At 58.6% G+C, this 12,508-nt stretch carries 15 protein-coding genes and 1 pseudogene; 11 read left to right on the top strand and 5 right to left on the bottom strand.

From position 1 onward, the window contains the following. Positions 1-58 precede the first annotated feature (58 nt). The 3 genes and pseudogenes from BM269_RS03730 (at position 59) to BM269_RS03720 (ending at position 1,784) form a co-directional block, all read left to right on the top strand. Positions 59-724: an O-methyltransferase gene (locus BM269_RS03730; protein ID WP_090435702.1), complete on the top strand. Its 666-nt coding sequence runs from the start codon at positions 59-61 to the stop codon at positions 722-724. A gap of 144 nt (positions 725-868) precedes the next feature. Beyond that, positions 869-1,099 (top strand): annotated as a pseudogene (locus BM269_RS03725) (Fic family protein); the annotation flags it as partial. A 391-nt stretch (positions 1,100-1,490) separates the two neighbouring features. Then, complete coding sequence (locus BM269_RS03720; protein WP_090435700.1) at positions 1,491-1,784, top strand: hypothetical protein; 294 nt, start codon at positions 1,491-1,493, stop codon at positions 1,782-1,784. Between the two features lie 87 nt (positions 1,785-1,871). Here BM269_RS03720 and BM269_RS03715 read toward each other — a convergent pair whose 3' ends face one another. Together BM269_RS03715 and glmS are read right to left on the bottom strand one after the other, a co-directional pair. Continuing rightward, the gene (locus tag BM269_RS03715; protein WP_139232659.1) at positions 1,872-2,321 is read right to left on the bottom strand and encodes a hypothetical protein; all 450 of its coding nucleotides are present in this window, start codon (positions 2,319-2,321) and stop codon (positions 1,872-1,874) included. A gap of 186 nt (positions 2,322-2,507) precedes the next feature. Beyond that, entirely contained in the window at positions 2,508-4,337 is a 1,830-nt protein-coding gene (gene glmS, locus BM269_RS03710; RefSeq protein ID WP_090435698.1) for a glutamine--fructose-6-phosphate transaminase (isomerizing), read from the bottom strand. A gap of 129 nt (positions 4,338-4,466) precedes the next feature. Here glmS and BM269_RS03705 point away from each other — a divergent pair, with 129 nt between their 5' ends. Next, positions 4,467-4,925, top strand: coding sequence for an Lrp/AsnC family transcriptional regulator (locus tag BM269_RS03705; protein ID WP_090435697.1), 459 nt, complete (start codon positions 4,467-4,469; stop codon positions 4,923-4,925). A 328-nt stretch (positions 4,926-5,253) separates the two neighbouring features. After that, a complete protein-coding gene (locus BM269_RS03700) occupies positions 5,254-5,850 on the top strand; it encodes an acyl carrier protein phosphodiesterase (protein ID WP_090435696.1) in 597 nt (198 codons plus the stop codon). Here the strand turns inward: BM269_RS03700 and glmU are convergent. Further along, entirely contained in the window at positions 5,847-7,226 is a 1,380-nt protein-coding gene (gene glmU, locus BM269_RS03695) for a bifunctional UDP-N-acetylglucosamine diphosphorylase/glucosamine-1-phosphate N-acetyltransferase GlmU (RefSeq protein WP_090435695.1), read from the bottom strand. The genes BM269_RS03700 and glmU overlap by 4 nt on opposite strands. Positions 7,227-7,256: 30 nt before the next feature. On the opposite strand from glmU, the gene BM269_RS03690 reads away from it, so the two are divergent. From BM269_RS03690 to BM269_RS03670, 5 genes are read left to right on the top strand one after another with little or no spacing between them, the layout of a single operon-like run. Continuing rightward, positions 7,257-8,123, top strand: coding sequence for a DUF6279 family lipoprotein (locus BM269_RS03690; RefSeq protein ID WP_090435694.1), 867 nt, complete (start codon positions 7,257-7,259; stop codon positions 8,121-8,123). 36 nt (positions 8,124-8,159) lie between these two features. Then, complete coding sequence (rsmD, locus tag BM269_RS03685) at positions 8,160-8,744, top strand: 16S rRNA (guanine(966)-N(2))-methyltransferase RsmD (protein WP_229204490.1); 585 nt, start codon at positions 8,160-8,162, stop codon at positions 8,742-8,744. A gap of 36 nt (positions 8,745-8,780) precedes the next feature. Continuing rightward, positions 8,781-9,272, top strand: coding sequence for a pantetheine-phosphate adenylyltransferase (coaD, locus tag BM269_RS03680; RefSeq protein WP_057262219.1), 492 nt, complete (start codon positions 8,781-8,783; stop codon positions 9,270-9,272). Between the two features lie 12 nt (positions 9,273-9,284). Further along, positions 9,285-9,539, top strand: coding sequence for a YfhL family 4Fe-4S dicluster ferredoxin (locus BM269_RS03675; RefSeq protein WP_090435692.1), 255 nt, complete (start codon positions 9,285-9,287; stop codon positions 9,537-9,539). A gap of 58 nt (positions 9,540-9,597) precedes the next feature. Beyond that, positions 9,598-10,221: a chalcone isomerase family protein gene (locus BM269_RS03670; protein WP_229204489.1), complete on the top strand. Its 624-nt coding sequence runs from the start codon at positions 9,598-9,600 to the stop codon at positions 10,219-10,221. A gap of 19 nt (positions 10,222-10,240) precedes the next feature. On the opposite strand, the gene BM269_RS03665 is transcribed toward BM269_RS03670, so the two are convergent. Beyond that, positions 10,241-10,504: a hypothetical protein gene (locus BM269_RS03665; RefSeq protein ID WP_229204488.1), complete on the bottom strand. Its 264-nt coding sequence runs from the start codon at positions 10,502-10,504 to the stop codon at positions 10,241-10,243. A 102-nt stretch (positions 10,505-10,606) separates the two neighbouring features. On the opposite strand from BM269_RS03665, the gene BM269_RS03660 reads away from it, so the two are divergent. Continuing rightward, positions 10,607-11,575 carry a LysR family transcriptional regulator gene (locus BM269_RS03660; protein WP_090435690.1) on the top strand — a complete coding sequence of 323 codons (969 nt, stop codon included), beginning with the start codon at positions 10,607-10,609 and terminating at the stop codon, positions 11,573-11,575. A 56-nt stretch (positions 11,576-11,631) separates the two neighbouring features. Here BM269_RS03660 and BM269_RS03655 read toward each other — a convergent pair whose 3' ends face one another. Continuing rightward, positions 11,632-12,405, bottom strand: a complete 774-nt coding sequence (locus BM269_RS03655) for an REP-associated tyrosine transposase (RefSeq protein WP_090435689.1) — start codon at positions 12,403-12,405, stop codon at positions 11,632-11,634. Positions 12,406-12,508: the final 103 nt, after the last annotated feature.

The raw sequence follows: 12,508 nt of genomic DNA, 5'->3' as shown, positions 1-12,508 counted from the left end.
TGAAATGTGAAGGATTCTTCATATTATTCCTGCTCTTACACAAGAAAGGAATACCCCCATGATTACCCTGACATCCGCACCTGTCGCGCCCTTGTTGAACCGCCTGTTTGACGAAGACAAAAGCACGAGAGTGCCGGCCATCGCCGCCTTCGCCGCACTGCCGGAAGAAGAGCGCGTGCGTATCATGAGCAGCAAAACCGGCTATCGCGAGATTTACTCGGACCTCAAAGACGCCGCGATCCCGGTATCGCGCGAGACCGGCCTGCTGCTATATATGTTGGCACGCAATGCCAAAGCAAACGTGATCGTCGAATTCGGAACTTCGTTCGGCATCTCGACCCTGCACCTTGCAGCAGCCCTGCGCGACAACGGCGGCGGCCTGCTGATCACCACGGAGTTCGAACCGTCCAAGGCGAAGCGCGCCCGCGAGAACCTGGAAGCCGGCGGCTTGCTCGACCTGGTTGAAATCCGTGAAGGCGACGCGCTGGAGACCCTGCGCAACGGCTTGCCGGAGCAGATCGACCTGTTGCTGCTGGATGGCGCCAAAGGACTGTACTTCGACATCCTGCGTTTGGTGGAGCACCGCCTGCGTCCGGGTGCCCTGATCATCGCCGACAACGCCGATTACTGCCCTGAGTACATGTCGGTGGTGCGCGAGCCGGACGGCGCCTACCTGTCACTGTCGCTGCCTGGCGATGTTGAGCTATCGATGAAGCGCAGCTAGTTCTGCCCCGTAGCGCGCGCTCATTTATAGACTCATCCTTAGCTCCCGTATAGAACTATAATCGACTAGGATCGATTGTTTATGACCATAATGATCGATTACAACCGATCATCTATACGATATTGATCGGTTCCAGTCGAGAACGCCACCAGGCTACATCATCGTTTAGTCTTGATTCATCCGTTTCTGAACGGGAATGGACGCCACGCTCGACTGTTCACCGAAGTCTTTTTGCATGTGAATGGCGCTGTGCCATTCACATGGGGACAAGCCAAATTGAACACCGCGTCGACAACACGTGCTGCCTACATCGCTGCTCTACAGGCGGCAGATGCGCGCGATTACATTTCTTTACTAAATTTCGTTCGCTCATAAACCTCATCCTGACCTCCGCTTAGCAAGGTTGTAAGCGGTCGCTGAAGCAGGCAGTCCGCATGCTATTGAATGCCGGCAATCGGCAGTGCGCGGCCCGGCTCTTATCTCGATACGATGACTGACGTCGAACTACTTGGCCAGCTAATCACTATGGCCGATTCCGGCGCCTATACCTAAGTCAACACAGACTAACTGGGCAGCCGCCAGGAACGCGTTTCTGCATGTCTCATGAGTGGTACTCAACGCCAGGCGGTAGCGCGATGCCTGAAAGCGGTATAAAGAACGCTCCGTTCCCAAATATGACCGCGGCCTCCTCGGACTGTGCAGTTTCGAACAGTCTTCGAATGCGGGAAAGCATTGCAAGTGCTCGACGTCGGACAATCAGTGGCTGATGCGGGCGCTCGGGACGGCCGGGTTTTTTGATAGTCCCAAGGACATTGCGCCACTTATCGGGACTATTCAAAATGATGGTTTCTACTTCAGCGCATATTTCAAGACCTCGTTGCAGCGAAGAGCCAGCGGCTCGAGCCAAGATGTGAAGCCCGTCAATGTCTTCACCGTGCAAGACAAACTCTTGAAAGGGCGGCGCAATAAGGAAAAAGTATCCATCAGCTACGGAGCTATGGCTACGGAATCGGATCTGATGCTCGAGCGGCATCAAGCCGCCTTCGATAGGCTTCCTTGAAATTCCGATAATTCCCATAGACCTTACTAGACTGGTTTGCTGGCGATTAGAGCAAGCTCTGCGCTAGCTGCTGAGTTGATAAAATGCTTAGCCATGAATTTTCCAGCGCTGATCGTAAAAGCTAAACGACAGGAACGGCGAACCTTCAGTTCCTTCTGGCGTAATGGCGCAGTCAAGGCCGACAACATTTGCCGCCGCTTCGACAAACGCTAGCAATGCTTCGTGTTCATTTTGACCAAGTACCTCACGGGGATCTAGGTCAAGTTCAATTTCATCTGTCACGAAGAAGTGGCAATTCGCACAGGCATCACCAATCCAGATCGAGAAGCAGTGCGCTACCTCCCGAGCCCGGAAGACCTCTTCAATGCCTGGAAACTCTGCGGCCTCGCCGTCGGTCATGTAAGTGAAACGGTGCGTCAACGCGAATTCAAGAAACCGTGACCAGCGATCAATATCAGCGCCAAAAAAGTAGACATCTCGGAGAGAGCCATCGCATTCCCAAAGCCCCGGCACTTGCTCTATATGTGGTCGTTCCATTGGTTATCGTGTAGGTGCGCTGAAGCCATTTTCGGTCCGCTCGACCGAATCTTACGAAGGCCGTTGCGAGACGAGGACACCACATCAAAGCAGTGTCCCGTCCCCACCTAATGCCAATTGTCAGTCTTTATTATTTTTTCAGATTTTATTATTTCTCTACAACTGGTCAGGCGCCTACGCTCCAGCTTATTCGACAGTCACTGATTTCGCGAGGTTGCGAGGCTTGTCGACGTCAGTTCCGCGTGCCAGAGCGGTGTGGTAGGCCAGCAGCTGCAACGCGACCACGTGCAGGATCGGCGACAGCTGGCCGTAGTGTTCCGGCAGGCGGATCACATGGACGCCGTCGCCGGACGTGATGCGCGAGTCGACGTCGGCGAAGACGTAGAGCTGGCCGCCGCGGGCGCGCACTTCCTGCATGTTCGACTTCAGCTTTTCCAGCAGGGCGTCGTTCGGGGCGATGGTCACTACCGGCATTTCGTCGGTCACCAGCGCCAGCGGTCCGTGTTTCAGTTCACCGGCTGGATAGGCTTCCGCGTGGATGTAGGAAATCTCCTTCAGCTTCAGCGCGCCTTCCAGAGCGATCGGGTAGTGCATGCCGCGGCCCAGGAACAGGGCGTTCTCTTTGCGCGCGAATTCTTCGGCCCAGGCGATGATCTGCGGTTCCAGCGCCAGCACGGCGGCGATGGCGGAAGGCAGGTGGCGCATGGCTTTCAGGTGCGCGGATTCCTGTTCTTCCGTCAGCAGGCCGTTCACTTGCGCCAGGCTGAGGGTCAGCAGGAACAGGGCGGACAGCTGGGTGGTGAAAGCTTTGGTCGATGCCACGCCAACCTCCACGCCGGCGCGGGTGATGTAGGACAGTTTGCACTCGCGCACCATGGCGCTGGTGGACACGTTACAGATAGTCAGAGTGTGTTCCATGCCCAGGCTGCGCGCGTGCTTCAGCGCGGCGATAGTGTCGGCGGTTTCGCCGGACTGGGAGATGGTCACCACCAGGGTCTTCGGATTCGGCACGCTGTCGCGGTAGCGGTATTCGGAGGCGATTTCCACGCTGACCGGGACTTTGGCGATGGATTCGATCCAGTATTTGGCGGTCAAGCCGGCGTAGTAGCTGGTGCCGCAAGCGAGGATCAGCACGCGGTCGATTTCCCTGAACACCTTGTAGGCACCGTCACCAAACAACTCCGGCATGACGCCGGTGACGCCTTCCAGGGTATCGCCGACAACGCGTGGCTGCTCGAAGATTTCCTTTTGCATGAAGTGGCGGTATGGGCCCAATTCCGCAGCGCCGGTGTGGGCATGCACGGTCTTCACTTCGCGATTCACTTGCTTGCCGTCGACGTCGACGATCCAGGTGCGGCCCAGTTGCAGGTCGACCACGTCGCCTTCTTCCAGGTAGATGATCTGGTCGGTGGTGCCGGCCAGCGCCATGGCGTCGGATGCGACAAAGTTCTCGCCCTGGCCGATGCCGACGATCAGCGGCGAGCCCTGGCGCGCGGCGACCACGCGGTGCGGTTCCTCGCGGCAGAACACGGCGATGGCGTAGGCGCCGTGCAGGCGCTTGACGGCGTGCTGCACGGTGTCGAACAGGTCACCGTTGTACATATGGTCGACCAGATGGGCGATCACTTCGGTGTCGGTCTGGCTGGTGAAGACATAACCCAGGGCGGTCAGCTCGGCACGCAGTTCGTCGTGGTTCTCGATGATGCCGTTGTGGACCAGGGCGATGCGGGCGGCCGCTTCGCTTGGGGAGAAGTGCGGGTGGGCGTTGTGCGAGGCTGGGGCGCCGTGGGTGGCCCAGCGGGTGTGGGCGATGCCGGTGAAGCCGTTCAAACCACCTTCATTGATCTGCTTTTCGAGGTCAGCCACGCGGGAGGTGCTGCGGGAGCGCTGCAGCTTGCCGTCCAGGTGCAGGGCGACGCCGCAGGAGTCGTAGCCGCGGTATTCCAGGCGCTTCAGGCCTTCAACCAGGATAGGGGTGATATTGCGCTGAGCTACAGCGCCGACAATACCGCACATATGCGACCTCGTTCGTTAAAAGTTAATGATTGCATGCTAGAGCAGGCGTGAAGAAATTTGCTTTCTCATTTCCATCTACTGTGCAAGAATATTTCACGTCGCATACCGAGTGAAATATTCTTTCAAATTATGAACTTTGATGAAATCGACCGTCGTATCCTGAATGCCCTGCAGAAGGATGCGTCCCAAACGAATGCCGAACTGGCTGCTGCCGTACACGTTTCGGCGCCTACGTGCTTACGCAGGGTCAAGCATTTGCGCGATGCCGGCGTGATCGCGCGCGAAGTTGTCCTGGTGGCGCCGGACAAAGTCGGCGCGCACCTGACGGCGGTTGTGGAAATCTCCTTGGATATCCAAGCCGCGGAACGCATGGCGGAGTTCGAGGCCCTGGTGGCACCGGAACCGGCGGTGCTGCAATGCTACCGGGTCTCGCCCGGGCCGGATTTCGTGCTGATTGTGCAGGTGGCGGATATGCCGGCCTATCACGCCCTGGCCCACCGCTTGTTCGCCGGCCAAGCCAATGTACGCAATGTGAAAGCGTACTTTTCCACTTTTCGTAGCAAGTTTGAAACCAGCATTCCGGTATGAGCAGGTTATACCGGCTTATACCGGGCTAAGCACAGGCTTATGCACATACTTTCCTACACCGGCGAACCAGCCGAACGCAGTTATCCAGCGATCCACACAGCCTATCCCCGCATTTTCCGCAGGGTTTCCCACATCTTTATCCACAGTTTTAAGTTATCCAGGGTTATTGACGTGTAGTCCCCAGGCTTTTCCACAGCAAGTGCGCAACAACACGCAATGTGGATAATTCCAGCATACCGGCTAGCCCTTATCCAATGCCTATCACGGCGTTTTCAAGCGGAATTGCACCAGCTTTTACACATCTTTATCCACAGCGCTAGAATGGGGTATGAACTACCTTGCACATATCTACCTGGCGCGCCATAGCGACGCCGCGATGGTCGGCGCCATGCTGGGCGATTTCGTCAAGACGAACGGTGGAGACCACTACGCGCCGGAGATTGCGAACGAGATCGCGCTGCACCGCTTCATCGACACGTTCACGGATAGCCATCCGGTGGTGACCGAAGCCAAGAGTTTATTTACCGAGGGCCGGCGGCGTTATGCCGGCATCGTGCTGGACGTGTTTTACGACCATATCCTGAGCCAACGCTGGGATGAATATTGCGAGGAGCCGCGCAAGGAGTTGATCGAGCGCTTTTACGGCGCCCTGGCGGCGCACGAGGGGCAATTGCCGGAGCGGCTGCGCGAGATCCTGCCCAAGCTGATCAAGCAAGACTGGTTGGGTGCGTATGGGGAGTTCAGCGGGGTCGAGCTGGCGCTGACCCGCATGTCGGACAGGTTAAGCCGGAATGGCCACCTGCTGCGCGAGGGCATTGGGGAAGTGCAGCAGCACTATGAAGCGATCGCGGATGGATTCGATCGCTTCTTCCCCGAGTTGGTGAAATTCACTTACCAACGCCGCCGCCAGTTCTCGGTTGCTTAGGCTTTCTTTACCTTGACCGGGCGCTTCCAGCCCTCAACCGTCAACTGTTTGGGGCGCGAGATGGTCAGCTTGCCGGCTGGCGCATCCTTGGTCAGCGTCGTGCCGGCGCCGATAGTCGCACCTGCGCCGACGGTCACCGGGGCCACAAGCTGGCTGTCGCTACCGATAAAGGCGTCGTCTTCGATCACGGTGCGGAACTTGTTCGCGCCATCGTAGTTGCAGGTAATGGTACCGGCGCCGATGTTCACGCGCGAACCGACGGTTGCATCGCCAACGTAGGCCAGGTGGTTGGCCTTCGAATGCGCGGCAACCTGGCTATTCTTGATCTCGACGAAGTTGCCAACGTGGACGTCTTCACCCAACTCGGTGCCTGGACGCAGGCGGGCGTATGGGCCGATCTGCCCCTTGTCGCCCACCACCGCCTCTTCGATATGGGTGAAGGCCTTGATGTTGGCGCCTGCGCCGATGCGCGCGTTAATCAGCACGCAGTTCGGGCCGATGGTCGCGCCTTCGCCGATTTCCACCTTGCCTTCGAAGACGCAGCCCACGTCGATGGTCACGTCGCGGCCGCAAATCAGCTCGCCTCGCACATCGATGCGCGCCGGATCGGCCAGGGTCACGCCTTTGTCCAGCAGGCAGTTGGCAACATTGCGCTGGTAGATGCGTTCCAGTTCGGCCAGTTGCGCCTTGCTGTTCACGCCCAGCACTTCCCACGGTGCGGCGGGGTGGGCCGAGACCACTTGCACGCCTTCTTCCACCGCCATGGCGACGATATCGGTCAGGTAGTACTCGCCTTGGGCGTTCTCGTTCTTCAACTTGCCCAGCCACTGTTTCAGCTTGGCGGTCGGGATCACCATGATGCCGGAATTGATTTCCTTGATCATGCGCTCGGCTTCTGTGGCATCCTTCTCTTCAACGATGCGCTGGATGGCACCGCCCACGCGCACGATGCGGCCCAGGCCAAACGGGTTGTCCTGCACCACGGTCAGGATGCCCAGCTTGTCATGGCCCGCGGCGTCGGCCAGGCGCTTCAGCGAAGCGGCGGAAGTCAGCGGCACGTCGCCGTACAGCACCAGGGTCGGCTGGTCATCATCGAGGTGCTCAAGGCCTTGCTGGACAGCGTGACCGGTGCCCAGCTGCGGTTCCTGCAGCGCAGCCGAGATGTCGGTACCGGGAACGGCCTTGTGCTTGTCGAGCGAAGCCAGCACCGCTGCGCCGCCGTGACCGTAAATGACGCACAATTTAGCCGGAGACAGGCTGCGCGCAGTGTCAATAACGTGAGACAACAAGGACTTGCCGGCTACGGGATGCAAAACTTTTGGCAGCGCCGACTGCATGCGCTTACCCATGCCGGCGGCGAGAATGACGACGTTCATAGACCGTAGTTTTCTTGTGTGAGTTAAAAGATGAAAAAGTTTAACACGTGCATCGTGCTGGCTTTTGCCATTCTGCTCGCAGCGTGCAGCTCCCTGCGCCTGGCGTATAACAACGGCGACACGCTGCTGTATTGGTGGCTGGACGCCTATGTCGATTTCGATAGCGAGCAAAAATCGGAGGTCAAGCAGGATATCGGGGAGTTCTTCCGCTGGCACCGCAAGACCCAGCTCCAGGACTATGTGCAGTTCCTGCAAAAGGCCCAGCACCAGCTGCGCGGCAATCCAACGCAAGCCGACCTGATGGCCGATTATGTGGATATCCGCGACCGCACCGAGGCGCTGCTGCTGCGTTCCGCCCCCGAGATTGCGGAACTGGCGCTATCGCTCAAGCCGGATCAATTGGAGGGCATGGAGAAGAAGTTCGCCAAGAACAATGCCAAATTCCGCAAGGAGAACATGAAGGGCGACGCGCAGGATCAGAACAAGTTCCGCTACAAAAAGTCGATGGAGCAGTTCGAACTGTGGTTCGGCGACTTCAGCGACGAGCAGGAAGCCATTATCCGCAAGGCCTCCGATGCGAGGCCGCTGAATAACGCGCTGTGGCTCGATGAACGCATGCGCCGCCAGCTCAAGATCATGAACCTGGCGCGCAAGATCATGAAGGAGCAACCGAGCAAGCAGGTCGCCACGCAATGGATAGAGGAGTTGATCCGTTCGGGTTTTGACCGCTTCGGCTTCCCGGAGCGCAAAGCGTTCTTCGATAGCTATACCCAGGGGACGCTGGAACTTGTCCACACCGTGGTGCGCATCTCCACGCCGGAGCAGAAGGCCCACGCGCAAAAGCGCATGGAAGGCTGGATCAAGGACTTGAATACCCTTGCGGCGCAAGTGCATTAGACCTTGGCGCATGGGCGGCATGAGATAATGCCGGCCATGCAAAAAAAGAAAGTTCCCAACCAGGTCCGCATCATCGGCGGCGACTGGAAGCGCACCCCATTGCCCGTGCTGGAAGCACTGGGCCTGCGCCCAACGCCTGACCGGGTGCGCGAAACCGTCTTCAACTGGATCAACCACCTGCACGATGCCGCCTGGAGCGACACCCAGGTGCTGGACCTGTTCGCCGGCAGCGGCGCCCTCGGTTTCGAGGCAGCCAGCCGCGGCGCGGCCAAGGTCACGATGGTGGACGCCAACAGCGCCGTCGTCCGCCAGCTTGAGTCCAACCGCGAAAAGCTGAAGGCTACCAATATCGCCATCCAGCGCGGCGACGCACTGGCGATGGCGCAATCGCTGGCCGGCCGCGGCGCCAAATTCGACCTGATCTTCCTCGATCCGCCTTACCAGCAAGGCTTGCTGGAGCGCGCGCTGCCGCTTTGCCGCGATCTGCTCAAGGATGGCGGCCTGGTTTATGCCGAGGCCGAAGTTCCGCTGGCCTTCGACGGCTGGGAAGTGGTTCGCGCCGATAAGGCGGGCATGGTGTATTACCACCTGCTTCAGGCCTTGCCTGAAAATGAGGCATAATCCTTCTTTGTTCTAAGCCAAACGCATGGAGTTGCAATGGTTGTAGCAGTTTATCCGGGTACTTTCGACCCGCTGACCCGGGGTCATGAAGACCTGGTGCGCCGCGCATCGGGCCTGTTCGACACACTGATCGTCGGCGTGGCCGATAGCCAGAACAAGCATCCGTTCTTCACGCTCGAGGAACGGCTGGAAATTGCCAACGAAGTGCTGGGCCATTATCCAAACGTCAAAGTTGAGAGCTTTTCCGGCCTGCTGAAAGACTTCGTGCGCGAGCACGATGCGCGCGTGATCGTGCGCGGCCTGCGCGCCGTGTCGGACTTCGAGTTCGAATTCCAGATGGCGGGCATGAACCGCTACATGCTGCCGGATGTGGAAACGCTGTTCCTGACCCCATCCGACCAGTACCAATTCATCTCGGGCACCATCGTGCGCGAGATCGCCGAGCTTGGCGGAGACGTGTCCAAGTTTGTTTTCCCGTCCGTTGACCGCTGGCTGCGCAAGAAAATCGCAGCGCGCAAGGGCGAATAAGAGAGTAATGCCATGGCTTTAATGATTACCGACGACTGCATCAATTGCGACGTATGCGAGCCGGAGTGCCCGAACGACGCGATCTATATGGGTCCGGAGATCTACGAAATTGATCCCAACAAGTGCACCGAATGCGTCGGGCACTTTGATGAACCGCAGTGCCAGCAGGTCTGCCCGGTCTCTTGCATTCCTTTTAATCCAGATTGGCGGGAAAGCAAGGAGCAACTGTTGGCAAAATTCGGGAAATTGCAGGCAGATAAGACCTGATGCCTCCCAAAAAGGGTAGCTCTGCGTTATATTGCTATCTGATACAAACGGAGACAAAATGAGTATTACTCGCCGTAAACTTTTACAAAGTGCTGCCGCCGCCGTTTTCCTGGCCGCCAGCAGCCTGCCCGCCTTTGCCGCTGATGTGGCAGGCGTCAAATTCCCGGAAACGGTTTCTGTCGCCGGCCATGACCTCAAGCTGAACGGCGCCGGCGTGCGCAGCAAGCTGGTGTTCAAGGTCTATGCCGTGGGCTTCTACCTGCAAGAAAAGAAGTCCACTGTGCAGGACGTGCTGGCCGTGGCCGGTGCGCGCCGGATCCGCATCGTCGCGATGCGTGACCTGAGCTCGGACGACTTCGGCATGGCCTTCATGAAGGGACTGAACGACAACGTCAGCCCGGAAGAACGTACCAAGCTGCTGCCGCAAACCAAGGCCTTCGGGGAGATTTTTGCCCAGTTCCCTGGACTGAAGAAGGGCGACGAGTTGCTCGTCGACTGGACCCCGGGCGCCGGTTCCCAGGCTTTCCTGAACGGTAAGAAGGTCGGAGAATCGTTACCGGATCAGGCGTTCTTCAACGCCATCATGCGCATCTGGATCGGCAACAAGCCGGTTGACATGTCGCTGAAACCGAAACTGCTGTCGGGCGTGGAAAAACCAGCCCCGGCTCCAGAAACGAACTGATTGCTGCGCTGCGGAAGGCTTACGCGCGGCAGGCCAACGCTCGCAGTTCTGCGACGTGGCTAGGCGAGCCTTCCATCGAATTCAGCATACGCTTGAACATCATGGTGTCGCGCATCAGGCGACGCTGCAGGCGTTCCTCTTTGCTCAACTTTGGCTTAACGACAAGCACGGCTGCGCGGGCGATACCCCGCAGCAGCGGCTTGAACACGACAGCCAGCGCCAGCGCCAGGATCACCAGCGGCAGGTACTGTGCGAATTCGATGATGTTAATGTAAGTAGACATGGCGGTTTCTATACCCTTAGAATCTAACGGTACTATAGTGCGCCGCAACATATAACGCCAATTCCGTTTCTCCATAACAATTATTATTGGTGTGAATGACCGATGAGCTTTCTGACCCTCGACCTGAATCTGCTGCGCGTGTTCGACGCGGTAATGACTGAGCAGAACCTGACGCGCGCCGCCGGCCACCTGGCCATGACGCAGCCGGCGGTGTCGAACGCCATCAAGCGCCTGCGCGAAAGCCTGGGCGACGACTTGTTGATCCGCACAGCCTACGGTGTCAAGCCGACTCCGCGGGCGGAAGCGCTATGGCCACAGGTGCGGGCCGCCTTGGCTTCCCTGGAAGCCGCCGTCACGCCCGGGACTTTCGACGTCTCCAAGACCCATGCCACCTTCCGCATGGCGATGGCCGACGCCACGGCGGCGTTCTGGCTGCCTGCCCTGATGCGTTCGATCGAACGCGAAGCGCCGGGCGTCAACATCCGCATGGTTCCTTTGACAACACGCGAACCGCGCCCGATGCTGCTGCGTGGCGATATCGACCTGGCGGTCGGCTTCTTCCCCGGCGTCGCCGCCCAGCTGATGAGCGAGCCAAGTTCGCCGATTCGCCATGAACGCTTGTACTCGGGGATTTACGTGGCCGTGATGCGGCGCGGGCACCCGCTGGCCAAGCAAGACCTGACCCTGGACAACTACTGCGGGGCCAACCACCTGCTGGTCAGCTTCTCCGGTCGCGCGCATGGCCTGGTGGACGAAGCGCTGGCGCAGATCCAGCGCGAACGCCGCATCTTGCTGACGGTGAACCAGTTCTTCACCGCCGGCCGCGTGGTCGCCAATAGCGATTTGATCACGGTGCTGCCGAAGCACCTGATCGCCTCCACCGGCATGACAGACGCGCTGATCTACAAAGAGCTGCCATTCCAGCTCCCCGCCGTGCACCTCGACATGCTGTGGCACGAACGCGACGCCCGCAGCCCAGCCCACAAATGGCTGCGCAGCCACCTGGAAAGCATGAACTCCGTCGCCCAGAAAACCGCCCCCGGCACCAATCCCAAGAACGATACCTACTGAGCCTACAGTTGGGCCCGTGTCCCACCATGGGGTCACACCCGTTTTGAGACACGGGCTCAGGCGTCGCGCGGGGGGAAACTTTGGATTGCCCGCGAAACGGTCTTGACGGACACGCCGAAGTGTTCCGCTATTTGCTGGCGAGTATAGGCCTTCGATTGGTGGGCACGTGCGATTGCTTCGTCGCGATCAAGGTAGAGCGCAGCGTAACTAATGAGCGGCTGTACCTGTTCTCGCGCGAGATTGGTCCGCTCCGAGTGAAAGTTTAGAGGGTTGGGCATCCCGACGCCGGCGGCGACAAAATCTTCATAAGCCGCGATCCTTCTTCCCAGGTCACCATTTCCGAACTGAGATAACAACCAGTCTGTTTCAAGCCAGGTTGGCGCGAATTCGGGCTGCAAAAAGTAGCGGTGGCTGCTCCAATCCCAATCCTTGGGATCGCTCACGAGTTTTGCCCTAACCGGGTTCAGGCTGATGTAGCGCGCTGCGGCGAGCAGCTGCTTTTCCTTGCCTACGCTGACAGCATGGAAGCGTCCCTGGATCACGTGGCCGGTAAGACCGTGCCGCTGATTAAAGTGCTGGCAGTATGTTGCGTTCAGCATGTGCATGCCTTCGGACAGGTTGGCATAAACCGTTTCAAGCAAGAGATGAAAGTGGTTCGGCATCATGCAGTATGCGTGAACCCGGAAACCATGTTTTTCAACCGTTTCCCCCAGTTTATCGAGCCAGATCAGGTGGTCGCGTTGATCATGGTAGATCGCGGCACGCCTGTTCCCACGCGAAGTCACGTGGTAAATGGCACCGGGGAAGACGATTCGGGAAGGGCGGCTCATGCTGACAACTTAGCATGAGCCAAATCTGGACAAGCTGATGTGAATCAAACTGCCGCGCCCGTGTCCCGAAACGGGTGTGACCCCATGGTGGGACACGGGCTGG

The sequence above is a fragment of the Duganella sp. CF458 genome, assembly GCF_900113115.1.
Taxonomy (GTDB): Bacteria; Pseudomonadota; Gammaproteobacteria; order Burkholderiales; family Burkholderiaceae_D; genus Rugamonas.
This window is presented reverse-complemented; position numbering and strand designations above follow the sequence as displayed.